Source organism: Streptomyces sp. NPDC029169 (assembly GCF_055563935.1).
Genome location: NZ_JBVHXA010000015.1, coordinates 134,404 through 149,958, shown reverse-complemented (window position 1 = coordinate 149,958; position 15,555 = coordinate 134,404). Strand labels below are relative to the sequence as shown.

Below are 15,555 nucleotides of genomic sequence, written 5' to 3'. Positions count from 1 at the left end.
CCGCGGGCTGGGATCCCGACAGGCATCGGGATCCCGTCGGAGCCGGTGCCCCCTCCGCGTAGCCTCTAGGGACGACGACAGGGGAACGGGCCCGCCCTCGTGAGGGCGGGCCCGTCGGGGCCGTTACCGGGGCGCCATGGCGACCGCCGTGCCCGCAGGCACGGGGGCGTAACCGGTGGGGCGGGTGGTGAACGTGCCCCGGCCCTGGGTGCGGCTGCGCAGGCGGGACGCGTAGCCGAACAGTTCGGCCAGCGGCACCGTCGCGGTGAGGACCGCCGTCCCGGCCCGCGCCGTCGAGCCGGAGACCCGGCCGCGGCGGGCCGCCAGGTCACCGAGCACCCCGCCCACGGCGCTGTCGGGCACCGTGACGGTGACCTCGACCACCGGTTCCAGGAGCGTCATCACCGAGGCGCGTAGGGCCTCGCGGAGCGCGAAGCGGCCCGCTGTGCGGAACGCCATCTCCGAGGAGTCCTTGGAGTGGGTGGCGCCGTCGGTCAGCGTGACCCGCACGCCCGTGACCGGATGGCCGCCGAGGGGGCCCTCGGCGAGGGCGTCCAGGCAGCCGGCCTCGACCGCGCGGACGTACTCCTGGGGCACGCGGCCGCCGGTGACCGTGGAGGTGAAGGCGAACTCCCCTTCCTCCAGCGGCTCGACGTCGAGGACGACATGGGCGAACTGGCCCGCGCCACCGTCCTGTTTGACGTGCCGGTACACGAGCCCGGAGACCCCGCGGACGATCGTCTCCCGGTAGGCCACCTGCGGCCTGCCGACGACGACCTCAAGGCCCTGGGCCCGGCGGATCTTCTCCACGGCCACCTCCAGATGCAGTTCGCCCATGCCCGAGAGCACGGTCTGACCGGTCTCGGAGTCGGTCCGGACCGTCAGCGAGGGGTCCTCCTCGACGAGCCGGGCCAGCGCCGTCGCCAGCCGGTCGGTGTCCAGGCTCCGGCGCGCCTCGACCGCGACGGAGACGACCGGGTCGGCCACCGTGGGCGGTTCGAGGAGCAGCGGGGCCGAGGGCGCGCTCAGGGTCGCCCCGGCGCGCGCCTCCTTCACGCCGACGACCGCGACGATGTCCCCGGCGCGAGCCCGGTCCACCTCCGTGTTCCGGTCGGCCTGTACGCGCAGAATGCGGCCGATCCGCTCGGTGCGCCGGGCGCCGACGTCCAGCACGACATCCCCCTTTCCGATCGTTCCCGCGTACACGCGGAGGTAGGTGAGCCGCCCGGTGGCGGTCGAGTTGACCTTGAAGACGAGCGCGGCGAACGGTTCCGCCGGGTCGGCGGCCCGCTCCCGTACCTCGCCGTCGAGGGTGCCCCGCACCGGCGGTACGTCCAGCGGCGAGGGCAGGTAGGAGACGACGGCGTCGAGCAGGGGCTCCGTACCGCGGTTGCGGTAGGCCGAGCCGCACAGCACGACCACGCCGTCCCCGGTCCCGGTCAGGTCGCGCAGGGCCGTCGTGAGCGTGTCCGCGCCGAGCGAGGACTCGGCGCAGAACTCCTCGAGCGCGGCGGGATGGAGCTCCGCCACCGCCTCCTCCAGGGCCCGTCGCCGGCGGCGTGCCTCCTCCGCGAGCGCTTCGGGCACGGGGCCCTCGCTGTACGTGTCGGCGCCCGCGGCCCAGACCAGGGCGCGCATGCGGACCAGGTCCACGACTCCGGTGAACGCGTCCTCCCGGCCGATGGGCAGCTGGACGACGAGCGGCACCGTGTGCAGGCGGTCCCGGATCGACGCGACGGCCAGGTCCAGGTCGGCGCCCGCGCGGTCCAGCTTGTTGACGAAGGCGATCCTCGGTACTCCGTGCCGGTCGGCCTGCCGCCAGACGGTCTCGCTCTGCGGTTCGACCCCGGCGACGGCGTCGAACACGGCGATCGCGCCGTCGAGGACGCGCAGCGAGCGCTCCACCTCGTCGGAGAAGTCGACGTGTCCTGGGGTGTCGATGAGGTTGATCCGGTGGTCGTCCCAGACACAGCTGACCGCGGCGGCGAAGATGGTGATGCCACGGTCGCGTTCCTGCGCGTCGAAGTCGGTGACGGTGGTGCCGTCGTGGACCTCGCCGCGCTTGTGGGTGGCGCCGGTGAGGTACAGCATCCGCTCGGTGACGGTGGTCTTGCCGGCGTCGACATGGGCGAGGATGCCCAGGTTGCGGACGCGGTCGAGGGAGTTGCTGACGTGCTGGGGAAGGTGGGTACGCACGGCCCGTGGCCTTTCGGTGGGTACGAGAAAGGGCGGCGCGATTTCCCGGGACGAAGCGGCCCGGAGGCGGGCGGAGAGAGACCTCGCGGCGGCGCGGCGCGAGTCTGGCGGCGCACCGGGGCAGGCGGGAGGTCAGGTGTTCGTCACGGGGTCCGGTGGCGGCCGCGCAGCCGGCACCGGGGAGACCGGGACGTCAGGATCACGTCGTACCGGGACCGGGGAACGACGACAGCGGTGCGGCAACACACGGTCGGGCTCCCCTCGTTGGTCGTCGGCGTGCGCCGTGATCTCGGCGGCACGTGCAGCGAGTGTAGGGAGGGGAGCCCGGTCGGGTCACCGGATTTGTTTCGGGTCCTCCGGCTCGGCGAAGTACCGCGCCACGTCGGCGTCCGTCACCTCGGCGAGCGTGGGCGGCGTCCAGTGCGGGTCGCGGTCCTTGTCGACGACCTGGGCGCGGATGCCCTCGACGAGGTCGGCGGAGGAGAGCGCGGCGCGGGAGAGCCGGAACTCCATGTCGAGGACCGCCTCCAGGGACTCCGTCCGCCGGGCGCGGCGGAGGGCCGCGAGGGTGACCTTGAGGGCGGTGGGCGACCTGGTGAGGAGGGTGGTGGCGGTCTCCTTCGCCTCGGGGATGCCGGAGTCGAGGAGCCGGTCGACGATCTCCTCGACGGTGTCGGCGGCGTAGCAGGCGTCGATCCACTCGCGCCGGGCGGCCAGTTCGCCGGGCGGAGCCGGCCGGGCGAACCGGGGCAGCACCTCGTGCGCGGGCGCGCGGGTGAGCTCCACGGCCAGCCGGGGCAGGTCGTCGGACGGTACGTGATGGTCGGCGAGGCCGGTCAGGAGGGCGTCGGCGGCACCGGCCTGGGCACCGGTCAGGGCGAGATGGGTGCCCAGCTCGCCCGGCGCCCGGCTCAATAGGAACGTACCGCCGACGTCGGGGACGAAGCCGATGCCGGTCTCGGGCATCGCGACCCCGGACCGTTCGGTGACGACCCGGACGGAGCCGTGGGCGGAGACGCCGACGCCGCCGCCCATCACGATCCCGTCCATGAAAGCCACGTAGGGCTTGGGGTAGCGGGCGATGCGGGCGTTGAGGCGGTACTCGTCGCGCCAGAAGTCGAGGGTGGAGGTGCCTCCGGCGCGGGCGTCGTCGTGGATGGCCCGGATGTCGCCGCCGGCGCACAGTCCGCGCTCCCCGGCGCCCTGGATGACGACGGACTCGACGGCCGGATCGTCCTCCCAGGCGGTCAGGGCCTCGTCGATGCGGCGCACCATGGGGTGGGTGAGGGCGTTGATGGCCCGGGGCCGGTTCAGGGTGACGAACCCGGCTCGCCCTTCGGTGCGTACGAGGACGTGGGGGCCGTCGGCCGCGGTCGTCGCGGACATTCCGGCGGGCGTTCCGGCGGTCGTCGCGGACGTTCCCGCGGGCGTTCCGGCGGTCATCGCCGGCGCTCCGCCGGGCCGGGGGCCTGAGTACGATTCAGCCGCATATTCCCGTCACTTCCCTCCGAACGATCTTCCGGCCACCGTACCGCCAGGGAACGGGGGGCTTTTCCTCAGGGCGGTTGAGTACGCGCACTCAGGCCCCAGGCCCCCCGGCGTTCGTAGCCTGCGTCGTATGAACAGTCATCAGGCCGTCGCGGACGGCCCTCTCCGTGTCGGGATCACCGGGGTCGGCGCGTGCCTGCCCGAGCGGGTCATGGATTCGGAGCGGCTGCGGCAGCGGGTCGTCGCCGGGAGTGGGATGGCGCTGCCCGCCGGGGTGTTCGAGCGGGCCACCGGGATCGTGACCCGGCGGATGGCGGGGCCGGGCGAGTACGCCTCCACCCTGGCGGTGGGGGCGGCCCGGCAGGCGCTCGGGCGGGCCGGGGCGGAGGCGCAGGACGTCGACCTGCTGGTGTTCGCCTCCGCCACCCGCGACATGGTGGAACCGGCCACCGCGCACATCGTGCAGGCCGAACTGGGCTCCCGGGCCCACGCGTTGGACGTCACCAACGCCTGCAACAGCTTCGTCAACGGCATCGACCTCGCCCGCACCATGATCCTGGCCGGGCGTGCCCGGCGGGCGCTCGTCGTGACCGGTGAGACGCCGAGCCGCGCCGTCCGCCACGACCCCGCGGACCTGGACCAGTTCCGGGACGAGTTCGCCGGCTACACCTTCGGCGACGCGGGCGCCGCCGTGGTCCTGGAGACGGTGGACCGGGGCGGGATCCTCGACGTGGACAGCGAGACGCACTCCGAACACTGGCCGGTCGGCGGGATATTCGGCGGCGGTTCCCGGCATCCGCGGGGCGACGAGCACACCTACTTCCGGGGCGACGGCAGTGAGCTGCGCGAGGTCTTCGAGAAGGTGGGCACCTCGGTCATCGACCGGATGCGGCACCGTACGGGCCTCGACTGGCGCCACTTCCGGTACGTCCTGGTCCATCAGGTGACCGTGCCGTATCTGGAGCGGTTCGTGGAGATCACCGGCGTCCCCGAGGACCGGCTCGTCGTCACCGTCCCGGAGCTCGGCAACATCGCGAGCGCGACGCTGGGCGTGCAGCTCGACCGGGTGCACGACGGCCTGCGCCCCGGCGACCGGGTGCTGTTCGTCGGCCTCGGAGGAGGCGTCAGCATCATGACGATGGTCTGGGAGAAGGCATGAACGACGCGCTGTGGGTGGTGGTGCCCGCCCATCAGGAGGCCGCGCGCATCGGCGACACCCTGGAGGCGCTCGCCGCCCAGGCCGACCGGGACTTCCAGCTGGTCGTGGTCGACAACGCCTCCGAGGACGACACCGCCGCGATCGCCCGGGCGTTCGCGGAGCGGGCGCCGTTCCCCGTCCACGTGCTCGACGAGCGCGACAAGGGCGTGGGCTGCGCCGTCGACACCGGGTTCCGGTACGCGATCGGGCACGGGGCCGCGCTGCTCGCCCGCACGGACGCCGACTGTCTTCCGCACCCGGGCTGGACGGCCGCCGCCCGGGCCGCGCTGCGGGGCGGGGCCGGTCTGGTGTGCGGCCGGATCGACGCCCGCCGGGACGAGCACGGGCCGGTGGGCCGCGCCCTGTTCCGTACCCTCGTCCGCGTCGCCGCGTTCTTCGGCCGGGTACGGCCCGCGCACCGGCGGCGGCACGGCTACCTCGCGCCGTACCGGATGCACGCGGGCAACAACATGGCCATCACCGCGCGGCTGTACGAGGCCGTCGGTGGGATGCCGCGCCGGCCCTCCCCCACCGACCGGCTCTTCCTGAACCGGGTGCGCCGCCGCACCACCGCCATCGTGCACGCCCACGACATGGTCGTGGAGAACTCGACCCGGCGCCTGCGCGCGTACGGAATCGTCGGCACCGCCCGCTGGTACCTGGACCGGGGACCGGGGCGGCACGGAGAGGACCCGCGCTGATGCTGGACGCACTCGCTCACACCCTGCGGTCGCATCCCGGCCGCCCGGCCGTCCTCGGTACGACACGGTCCGGGGCGGTCCGGACGAAGGCCACCTGCGGTGAACTCGCCGACCTCGCGGACCGGTACGCCGCCGCCCTGCACGCGCGGGGGCTGCGGCGCGGCGGCACGGTCGGCGTCGCGGTACGGCCCGGGCCGCGCGCGCTGGCCGTGATGCTGGCCGTGCACCGGCTCGGGCTGCGGGCGGCCGTACTGGACCCGGGCGCGGGCCCCGACGTGCTGCGGGCCCGCCTCGCGCTGGCCCGCCCCGACATCGTGCTGGCCGACGCGACGGCCCAGGCGGTCGCCGGCTGGGCGCGGCCACTCGCCCGTCGGGTACGGCTCGCGCTGCCGGATCTCGGTGAGTTGGGCGGCCCGGTGGCGACGGTCGGACCGAGACTGCCGGGTTGCGCGCCGGCGCTGGACACGGGTGTGCTTATGTCGGTGCTGCCGCGTGCGGTGGACGAGGACGGGGACGCGGTGATCGTCTTCACCTCCGGCACGACGTCGCGGCCCCGCGCGGTGGTCCACACCCGTTCGTCGCTGGCCGCCGGGATGGCGACGGTGACCGATCTCGTACGTCCGGAGTCCGGCCGTCCCGTGCTCGGCGGCACGTTCTTCGTCCTCGTACCCTCGCTCGCGAGCGGCGCGCCGGTCGCGCTGCCGGCGCGTTCGCCGCGCGTACTGGCCCGGCAGATGCATCGACTGGCCCCACAGGCCACCTATCTGACGCCACCTCAGCTTCGGGCGGCCCTTGCGGTGGACGCCCGGTTCGGCGGGCGGGTGTGGACCGGTTCCGCGCCGGCGAGCGCGGAGCTGCTGACGCGCGTGCGGAGCGCCGGGGCGGACGAGGCGTGGGGGGTGTACGCGCTCACCGAGCTGTTCCCGGCCGCGGCAGTGGAGCAGGCGGAGAAAGCGGCGTTCACCGGTGACGGCGATCTGGTGGGAGCGCCGCTGCCGGGGGTGGAGGCGAAGGCGGACGCGGGCGGCGAGCTGTTGCTGTCGGGGCCGGGGGCCCGCGACCGCTACCTCGGGGACGAGCCCGAGCCGTGGGTCCGCACCGGTGACCGGGGGCGACTCGACGGGGACGGCCGGATCGTGCTCGCGGGGCGCTGCAAGGACATGGTGCTGAGGCGGGCGGAGAACATCTACCCGGGTCTGTACGAGCCCGCACTGCACGTGCCCGGGGTCGAACTGGCCCTGCTGGTGGGCGTTCCGGCCGGGGACGGGGACGAGCGCCTGGTCGCCGTCGTCCAGCCGCGCCGCGAGGCCGACCATGACCGGGTACGGGCAGCGCTCGCCGCCCCGCTGCGCCGCATGGGCACGGCCCGCCCGGACTCCCTCCTGCTCGCCGACATCCCCCTCTCCGGCCGCTCGCTGAAACCGGACCGGGAGGCGACCGCGAGACTGGCGGCCGCGCACGCGACGGAGTCGGTCCGATGAAGGCGGCGGGGGATTCGGGGACGCCGCTGCGGGCGGGGCCGGGGGCGGGCGGGGCGGCACGGGCGGAGCCCGGGATGGGCGCGGTGACGAGCGACGGAGCCGAGCCGGACCACGAGTGGCCGCTGCGGACGCCGCCGGGGGCGGGCGCGGCGCCAGGGGCGGGGCTTCGGCGGGCGCGGTGGAGGGATCAGCGGGTGTATACGCGGTCGCATCCGGTGCTGTTCGCTCTGCTCGCTGCCGTCCGGCGGCGGCCGGTGGTGAGGCTTGGGCGGGCGGTTCTGGTGAACGGCGCCGAGCCGTACCGGGAGGCCCTGACCCGGATCCCGTTGGACCGCGCAGCGGCCGGTACCACGGGTGGTGCGGCGCGAGAGCTCTCCGGTGGGGGCACGCTGTTCGACCAGGAGGGCGCCGACCACCGCGACGCCCGGCGGGGCCTCGCCGCCGACCTGGGCGCGGCCGGGGTGGAGCGGCTGCGCCCGGTCTGGCAGGCCGTGCTCGCCCGTCGTCTCGCCCCGCTCGCGGCCGGGCACCCCGTCGACCTCGTCCCGCTGGCCCGCGAGCTCGCCGGCGCGACCGTCCGCGCACTTCTGAACACCTCGGCCGATCCCTCGGCCCTCGCCGAGGCGGCGGCGGATGCGGCGGCCGCCGCCGTCCGCGACCACCTCCCGGGCCCCCGCCCGCCGGGTACCGCCGGCGCGGCGGCAAGGGCGACGGCTCGCCTGGAGGCTCTGCTCACCGGAGGAGCCTCGGGCGCGCGGCCACGTGGGGGTCCCGGGTGCGCCTACGGCGACGAGCGCCCGCCCGCGGCGACCGCGGACGAACCTGTCACGCAGCGGCCCCCCGCGGACGAACCTGTGCGTGCCATGATCGCCGTCGCGGCCGTCAACACCACCGTCGCCGCGTTGCCGCGTGCCGTCGCGTGGTGTGCCGACGGCGGGCTCTGGGAGCAGGCCGCCGACGACGGGCTGCGGCCCGCGCTCGTGGGCGAGCTGCTGCGGGTCACGGCGCCGTCCCCGCTGTTGCCGCGCGTGGCGGCGGCCGATGCCGTGCTCGGCGGGTGTCCGGTGAAGGCCGGGGACCGGCTGGTGCTCGTGGCGCGGCATGCCGTGGGGGCGGACCGCGAGCTGCCGGACGCCCACCGTCCCGCCCCGCCCGCCGTCGCCCGCCTCGTCTTCGGGGCCGGTCCGCATGCCTGCCCCGGCGCGCGGCTCGCCCTGGCGCAGCTGGACGACGTCCTGGCCGCACTCGCCCCGTACCGCCCGGTGGTCGTCACCGCACGGGTGGACCGGCGCGCCGCGCTGCCCGGCTGGCGTCGGCTGACCGTCCGCGCCACCACCGTCCCCCTCACCGGCCCGGAGAACCCCGCATGATCACGATCGCCGTCACAGGAGCGAGCGGCTTCTGCGGCTCCCATGTCGCCGCCCTCGCCGCCGCGCGCGGCGCCGACGTCCTATGCGTGGGGCGGCGGCCCGGTCCGGTCGGCCGGCACGTTCCCTGGGACGCCGAGACCGCGCCGCCCGACCTCGCCGGGGCCGACCTCGTCGTGCACTGCGCGGCGGCCGTCGGCGACCCCGTGCCCGGTTCGCCTGCCGAGGCGACGATGCGGGCCGTGAACGTCGACGGCACCGCCCGGCTCCTGGAGGCGGCCGCGGGCCGCCCGGTGGTCTGGGTGAGCAGCGCCAGCGTCTACGCCCCCGGTCCCGGCCGGGACCGGATCACCGAGGACCATCCGGTGCGCGGGCAGCTGAACGCCTACGGCCGTACGAAGGCCGCGGGCGAGGCCCTCGCGCTCGCCGCCGGGGCGGTGATCCTGCGTCCGCGCGCGGTGTACGGCCCCGGCGATCCGCACCTGGTGCCCCGCCTCCTGGCCCGCGTGCGGGCAGGCCGGGTGCTGCTGCCCGGCCCCGATGTCGTCCTGAGCCTGACGGCCGTCGAGAACCTCGCCGACGCGTGTCTGGGGGCCGCCGACTGGGGCCCGGGCGCGTACAACATCGCGGACCCGGAGCCGTACCGCCGCGACGAGGCGATCCGGACGGTCCTGCGGGCCCATGGCGTACGCGCCCGGATCCACCACCTCCCCCTCCCCGTGGCACGGGGCGCAGCCGTCGCGGCCGAGGCCCTGGCACGTCTTTGGCCCGCAGCGGAGCCGCCGCTGACCCGGTACGCCGTGGATCAGCTGGCCCACCGTGTCGTCCTGGACGTGTCCAAGGCGCGGCGGCAGGGCTGGCGGGCGGCCCGTACCCTCGCCGACTACGTGCCGACGTGAGCACGCCGACCGGCCGCGTCGTGCACGGCGGCTCCTGACCGTTCACCCATCTCCAGCGCCGCGCCGGCTCATCGTCCAGGGCCCCGTCGGCGGGGGCCGCGGCACACCGCAACAGGACATGCCCCATCACCTGATGTATGCCTTTCACATGGATGCCCGGCGGCACGACCTCGCACCCCGCTTCTCCCGGCGGGGCGGGCGGGCCCTGCTCTCGGCGTCGTTCGCGCTGATCGCGGTGGTCACGGTCGTGGACATCCTGGCTCCGCCCGAGGTCCATCTCGGGCCCTTCCTGGTCGCCGCGCCCGCGGTGACGGCCTCGTTCGCGGGGCCTCGCATGACGGCCTTCGTGGGTGCGGTCGCGGTCCTCGCCCAGGCCGTGGTGGCGATCGCGCGGACGAGCCTGACCGACCTCAACCACACGTACCAGATCATCGCGCTGATCCTGATCTCGGTCATCGTCACCTTCTTCGCGCACCTGCGCGAGCGGCACGAGAGCAAGGTGGCGCAGCTGCGCTCGATCGCCGAGGCCGCCCAGAGCGTCGTCCTGCGCCCTCTCCCCCGCCGGGCGGGCCCCCTGCACATCGCGTCCGTCTATCTGGCGGCCGAGGAGGAGGCGCAGATGGGGGGCGATCTGTACGCGGCGGCCCGTACGGCGACGGGGACGCGGCTGCTGATCGGGGACGCCCGGGGCAAGGGGCTCGACGCGATCAGCGAGGCGTCCCTCGTCCTGGGCGCCTTCCGGGTCACGGCCCGGCAGGAGACGGAGCTGCCCGCGCTGATCGGGCATCTGGAGGCGGGTGTCGGATCGGCCGAGGAGCCGGACAGCGTGGCGGAGCCGGGATCCGGTGCCGGCGAGGCGGCCGACGAGGCCTTCGTCACCGCGCTGGTCCTCGACATCCCCGATCGGGAGCCGGTGGTGCGGCTCGTGAACTGCGGGCACCCGCCACCCCTGCTCCTGCGGCGGGGGCGGGTGATCCCCCTCGCCACCGCCGAGTCGAGCCCTCCGCTAGGTCTCGCGGACGTACTGCCCGCCGACGTCACGGTGGAGACCTTCCCCTTCGACGTCGGCGACGTCCTGCTGCTCTACACCGACGGGGTCGTGGAGGCCCGCGACCGCTCGCGCGCCTTCTACCCCTTGACGGAGCGGGTCGCCGCCTGGGTCGGGGACGACCCGCCGACTCTGCTCGGCCGTCTGCGGGACGACCTGCGCGCGTACGCGGGCGGCCATCTCGGCGACGACGCGGCGCTCGTCGCGGTCGAGCGCCTCGCGCCATAGCCGAGGCCTTCAGCAAGGAGCCGTAGCCCTGAAGCTCGGTCTCGGGCCCCGCAGCCGCCGCCGCGCATGGTCCCGAGCCGGGCGGGCAGTCGCCGGACAGCAGCCCCCGCCCGAAGGAGCGCGCGATGCCGGCGGACGCGAGTTTCGGCACGTCGTACTGGATGCGTGGCACCCCCTCTCCCGACCGCCCCGCCCTCGCCGAGGACCTCACGGCCGATGTCGTCGTCATCGGCGGCGGCATCGTGGGCCTGTGCACCGCGCACGAGCTGGTCCGCGCGGGCCGCGAGGTCGTGCTTCTGGAGGCCGACCGGATCGCCGGTGGGGTCTCCGGACACACCACGGGCAAGCTGACCGCGCTGCACGGTCTCACCTATGCGCGGCTCCGCGACACCCATGGCACCCTCGCCGCCGCCCGGTACGCCCGCGCCCAGCGGGAGGCCATGGACCATGTCGTCCGCCTGTGCGCCGAGACGGGTATCGACGCCCAGCTGGAGCGTGCGCCCGCCTACACGTACGTCACGGACGCGCGACGGGCGGGTGAGATCCGCTCCGAGGCGGCCGCCGCCCTGGAGGCGGGTCTTGACGTCGCGTACGTGACGGAGACCGAGCTCCCCTTCCCGGTGGCCGCGGCCGTACGCCTCGACGACCAGCTCCTCTTCCATCCCCGCAGGTTCCTGCTCGGTCTCGCCGAGGACCTCGTCGCCCGCGGCGGCACGATCCACGAGCACACCCGGGTCACCGGTCTCCGCGAGCACGCGGACTGCCGGCTCACCACCGAGGCCGGCCACACGGTCCACGCCGAGGACGTCGTCGTCGCCACGCACTTCCCGCTGACCGTGCACAGCTCGCTCCTTGCGCGGCTGACGGTACGGCGCGAGCTCGTGGTGGCCGCCCCCGTGCCGAAGGACCGGGCGCCGCACGGCATGTACCTCACCCCGGAGGACCGCACGCGCTCGCTGCGCACTGCCCCGTACGACGACGGTCACCGGCTGCTCGTCGTCACCGGCGAGGCCTTCGTACCCGGTACGGATCACACGGGCGAGCGCCTCGAACGCCTCACCGGGTGGGCCCGCCGGATCTTCCCGGACTTCGGCGAGGCCCGGACGACGTACCGGTGGGCGGCGCAGGACGTACGGTCGGCGGACCATCTCCCGTACGTCGGGCATGAGCACCCGGACACGCAGCACGTCTTCGTGGCCACGGGCTTCGGCGGCTGGGGCATGAGCAACGGGGTGATGGCGGGCCGGCTGCTCGCCGCCCATGTGACCGGGGCGCCGCGCCCCGACTGGACCGAGCTGTTCGACCCGCGCCGCATCCTGCCGCTGCGGGAGTTCCCCGACGTGGTCAGGGCGCAGGCGTCGGTGGCCCGCCACTACCTCGTCGCCCGTCCGCCGCGCTGCACCCACATGGGCTGCGAGCTGGGCTTCAACGAGCTGGAGGACACCTGGGAGTGCCCCTGCCACGGCTCCCGGTTCGCGGCGGCCGACGGCCGTGTGGTGCAGGGTCCGGCGACCCGCCCCCTGGAGAACATGGAGCGAAGGCGAGAGCCATGACCACGCCCATCGAACCGGCCCCCGTCCCCCGCGACCCCGAACCCACCCCCGGACCCGCGCCTCTCGCACCCGAGCCGGTGGAGCCTGTCGAGCCGGAGGTGGAACCGCCGGATTCCGCCCCGCCCCCGCAGGAACCCCCCGTGCCCGAGCCTCCGGACTGAGCGGCAGCGTCGGCGTCGACAGCGTGCATGATCTGATCGACGGTCGACCCGGGCGACCCGTTCCCGGCAGGGCTTCCGATGTGAAATCGTACGCTGGTGCGGCGCCACGCCCCGTCAGGCGGGCGGCGCGACAAGCGGAAGTCGGAGAACGGCACATGGGGCATCTGAAGCAGGCCCGTCTGGTCACCAACCGGGAGCGGCTGCGGGACCAGGTGGCCCACGCTCTGCGGGCCGCGCTGATCTCCGGCGAGCTGAAGCCCGGTCAGGTGTACTCGGCCCCCGTCCTGGCCGAGGACTTCGGCATCTCCGCGACGCCGGTACGCGAGGCCATGCTCGACCTCGCCCGTGAGGGCCTGGTCGAGCCGGTCCGCAACAAGGGGTTCCGGGTCACCGAGGTCGACGAGCGCGACCTCGACCAGTACACGGACATCCGTCTGCTGATCGAGGTGCCGACCGTCGGCCGGGTGGCGTTGACGGCGGACCGCGAGGAGTTGCGGGCGCTGCGCCCGATCGCCGAGGAGATCGTGGCGGCGGCCCGCGCCCATGACCTCATCGGCTATCTGGAGTCGGACCGGCGTTTCCATCTGACACTGCTCGGTCTCTCCGGCAACGAGCGCCTGGTGGAGACGGTCGGCGATCTGCGCAAGCGGTCCCGGTTGTACGGGCTGACGGCGCTGGACGAGCGGGGTGAACTGCTGCCGTCCGCCGAGGAGCATCTGGAGCTGCTCGACCTCATGCTGGCGGGTGACGCGAGGGGCGCGGAGGCCTGCATGGTCCGCCATCTCAGCCATGTGCGCTCGCTGTGGGCGCGGGACGGCGAGCGGGACGACGCCGGCGCGCGGCCGTCGGCCGCCGTGACCGTCGGCGGGCCGCGCGGCGGCGGCTGATCCCGGGCCAGGGGCTCAGGGTGCGTACGAGGTCTCGGTCCAGACCGTCTTGCCCTGCTCCGACCAGCGGACTCCCCAGCGGTCCGACAGTTCCCCGGAGATGAAGAGTCCGCGTCCTCCCTCGTCGGCGGCCCGCGCCCGGCGCAGATGCGGGGCGGCTGTTCCGGCGTCGGTGATCTCGCAGGTCACGGTGGAGTCTGCGGGGTTGCGGATGAGACGGAGCCGGATGGGCGGGGTGCCGTAGCGGATCGCGTTCGTGACGAGTTCGCTGACGATGAGTTCGACGGCGAAGGCCGTCTCCCCCAGGCCCCATTCCTCGACTCGGCGGACCGCCCGGCGGCGGGCGTCGGAGACGGAGGCCAGTTCGGGGGTGACCCCCCAGGAGGCGATGTCGTCCGCGTCGAGCGCTCGGGTGCGGGCGACGAGGACGGCCGCCTGGTCGAGGGGAAGGCCGTCGAGGTCGGTGTCGCTGAGCGTACGGGGCGGGGCCTGGCCGGTCAGGTGGGCGCGCAGTCCGGCCAGGGCCGGGTCGTCGGGCGTCGCCCGGCCGGACAGCAGGACGAGGATGCTGTCGGGCGGCGCCTGAATCTCGTCGGCGGCGAACGGCGGTCCGTCCTCGCCCAGCGCGGTGGTCTCCTCCAGGGGCCGGGTCCGCCAGCTTCCGTCGGGGTGGCCGACGAGGAGGGTCTGGCGGCCCGCGCGGGCGATCGAGCAGGTCTCCGTCACGGGGTCGTGCACGGCGTACACGCACTGGGCCGTCAGGTGTCCCTCCGTACCGGCGGCCGCGCGTTCCTCGTCGAGCTGGCGGGTGGTGTCGTCAAGGCGCGCAAGCAGGTCGTGCGGGTCGAGGTCGAGCGCGGACAACGCCTGGACGGCCGATCGGAGTTGGACCATGGCGGCAGTCGCGTCCGGGCCGACGCCCGCGATATGACCGACCGTCAGGGCGACACGGCTGCCGGACAGCGGGATGACGTCGAACCAGGCGCCCGTGCCGAGTCCGGTGGGGAGGTAGCGGTGCGCGGTCTCCATCGCACTGCGGCCGGTGCCGCCGGGCAGGACGAGGTTTCCCTGGAGGGCGAGCGCCACCGCGTGGTCGTGCTCGTGGCGCCGGGCGTTGTCGAGGCAGATGGCGGTGTGGGTGGCGAGGTCGGCCGCGAGGCGCAGATCGTCGTCCTCGAAGGGGTCCGGCCGGCGCGGCCGGGAGAACCGGGCGACGCCGAGCGGGATGCCGCGCAGGGCGAGGGGTACGACGAGGGTGGGCCCGGCCGTCTCGGACCGCTCGACGTACGGAGCGAGCCGGCTCGGGTCGCCGTCGGCCGGGTCCAGGACGGAGCCCACCTCCGGCGCCTCGTCGGCGTCGGCCGGCCACACGGCCGCGCAGCGCAGCGCCCTGTCCCCGGCTGTGTCCCCCGCCGAGCGGACGTCCACGTCCGGGCCGTGGAGCGGCGGGGCGGCGAGGGCGACGGTGGCCACGTCGGCCAGGGTGGGCACGACGGCGCGGGCGAGCTCCCGCGCGCACCGCATGGGGTCCAGGCTGAGGCCCATCCGCTCGTGGACGCGGTGCAGGACGGCCAGGCGGTCGCGGGCGCGCTCCCGGGCGGTGACGTCGACGGCGGAGGCGACGACTCCGAGGGGGCGGCCGGTGTCGTCTTCCAGCCGGAACACGGAGACGGAGAAGATGTGTTCGCGGGTGGGGTCCGCCCTCGGGTAGCCCGTGACCCGCTCATCGAACACGGGTACGCCCGTGGCCAGGACCTGGCGGAGATTGCCCTCGATCCGTTCGGGGTCGTAGCGGGCGTAGACCTCCGTGAACGGCCGGCCGACGATCTCCTCTTCGGGGACCCCGCGCATGCCGATGGCCGCCGAGTTGATCCGGAGCACCCGCAGTTCGGTGTCGAGGACGTGCAGGCCGACCGGCGACTGGGTGAAGACGGCTTCCAGGACTCCGGAGCGGATGCCTCCGGGGAGCGGGCCGGAGGGCCACAGGCCCCAGTGCCCGGGGTGGCCCCCGTTCCCTATGGGGCCGACCGTCACGCCCTCCGACAGCCCCTCGGCGTCGACCTGAGTGAGCAGATCGGTGACGGGTCGGCCCAGGACGCGGGTGCGGTCCACACCGAGGAGCCGCTCGGCCGCCGGGCTCCAGGCCAGGACCACACCGCGCTCGTCGAAGACGGCGATGGGTCCACGGCCTTCGAAATCGGCGCCGGCTCCACGCCCTTCGCGGGCTTCCGGCCCCGCGCCTGCCTCACGTTCTGCCATCCTGCCTCGCACTCGGCGTCGGCGGACATCTGCCGTTGTCGAAGCAGCCTAGTTCCGCGCGGGAGTCCCGGCATCCCGGGCCGCCTCGG

At 74.8% G+C, this 15,555-nt stretch carries 11 protein-coding genes; 8 read left to right on the top strand and 3 right to left on the bottom strand.

Features of this window, described 5'->3' with window-relative positions; genetic code table 11:
- Positions 1-123: 123 nt before the first annotated feature.
- Both fusA and ACZ4VI_RS25780 read right to left on the bottom strand, forming a co-directional pair.
- The gene (gene fusA, locus ACZ4VI_RS25785; RefSeq protein ID WP_468002850.1) at positions 124-2,196 is read right to left on the bottom strand and encodes an elongation factor G; all 2,073 of its coding nucleotides are present in this window, start codon (positions 2,194-2,196) and stop codon (positions 124-126) included.
- A gap of 333 nt (positions 2,197-2,529) precedes the next feature.
- Positions 2,530-3,582, bottom strand: a complete 1,053-nt coding sequence (locus tag ACZ4VI_RS25780; RefSeq protein ID WP_468002982.1) for an enoyl-CoA hydratase/isomerase family protein — start codon at positions 3,580-3,582, stop codon at positions 2,530-2,532.
- Between the two features lie 232 nt (positions 3,583-3,814).
- Here ACZ4VI_RS25780 and ACZ4VI_RS25775 point away from each other — a divergent pair, with 232 nt between their 5' ends.
- The 8 genes from ACZ4VI_RS25775 to ACZ4VI_RS25740 all read left to right on the top strand — a co-directional run bounded on the left by ACZ4VI_RS25775 (position 3,815) and on the right by ACZ4VI_RS25740 (position 13,207).
- Positions 3,815-4,843, top strand: coding sequence for a 3-oxoacyl-ACP synthase III family protein (locus ACZ4VI_RS25775; RefSeq protein ID WP_468002848.1), 1,029 nt, complete (start codon positions 3,815-3,817; stop codon positions 4,841-4,843).
- Positions 4,840-5,583 carry a glycosyltransferase gene (locus tag ACZ4VI_RS25770; protein WP_468002846.1) on the top strand — a complete coding sequence of 248 codons (744 nt, stop codon included), beginning with the start codon at positions 4,840-4,842 and terminating at the stop codon, positions 5,581-5,583. The genes ACZ4VI_RS25775 and ACZ4VI_RS25770 overlap by 4 nt, the downstream gene beginning before the upstream one ends.
- A complete protein-coding gene (locus ACZ4VI_RS25765) occupies positions 5,583-7,064 on the top strand; it encodes a class I adenylate-forming enzyme family protein (RefSeq protein WP_468002844.1) in 1,482 nt (493 codons plus the stop codon). The genes ACZ4VI_RS25770 and ACZ4VI_RS25765 overlap by 1 nt, the downstream gene beginning before the upstream one ends.
- Before the next feature lie 194 nt (positions 7,065-7,258).
- Positions 7,259-8,434, top strand: a complete 1,176-nt coding sequence (locus tag ACZ4VI_RS25760) for a cytochrome P450 (RefSeq protein ID WP_468002842.1) — start codon at positions 7,259-7,261, stop codon at positions 8,432-8,434.
- On the top strand, positions 8,431-9,330 hold the full coding sequence (locus tag ACZ4VI_RS25755; protein ID WP_468002840.1) for an NAD-dependent epimerase/dehydratase family protein: 900 nt from the start codon (positions 8,431-8,433) through the stop codon (positions 9,328-9,330). The genes ACZ4VI_RS25760 and ACZ4VI_RS25755 overlap by 4 nt, the downstream gene beginning before the upstream one ends.
- A 148-nt stretch (positions 9,331-9,478) precedes the next feature.
- On the top strand, positions 9,479-10,606 hold the full coding sequence (locus ACZ4VI_RS25750) for a PP2C family protein-serine/threonine phosphatase (protein WP_468002838.1): 1,128 nt from the start codon (positions 9,479-9,481) through the stop codon (positions 10,604-10,606).
- A gap of 125 nt (positions 10,607-10,731) precedes the next feature.
- Positions 10,732-12,159 (top strand): FAD-dependent oxidoreductase, encoded by a 1,428-nt coding sequence (locus ACZ4VI_RS25745; RefSeq protein ID WP_468002836.1) that lies wholly within the window; start codon positions 10,732-10,734, stop codon positions 12,157-12,159.
- A 316-nt stretch (positions 12,160-12,475) separates the two neighbouring features.
- A complete protein-coding gene (locus ACZ4VI_RS25740; RefSeq protein WP_468002834.1) occupies positions 12,476-13,207 on the top strand; it encodes a GntR family transcriptional regulator in 732 nt (243 codons plus the stop codon).
- 15 nt (positions 13,208-13,222) lie between these two features.
- On the opposite strand, the gene ACZ4VI_RS25735 is transcribed toward ACZ4VI_RS25740, so the two are convergent.
- On the bottom strand, positions 13,223-15,466 hold the full coding sequence (locus ACZ4VI_RS25735; protein WP_468002832.1) for a PAS domain-containing protein: 2,244 nt from the start codon (positions 15,464-15,466) through the stop codon (positions 13,223-13,225).
- Between the last annotated feature and the right edge of the window lie 89 nt (positions 15,467-15,555).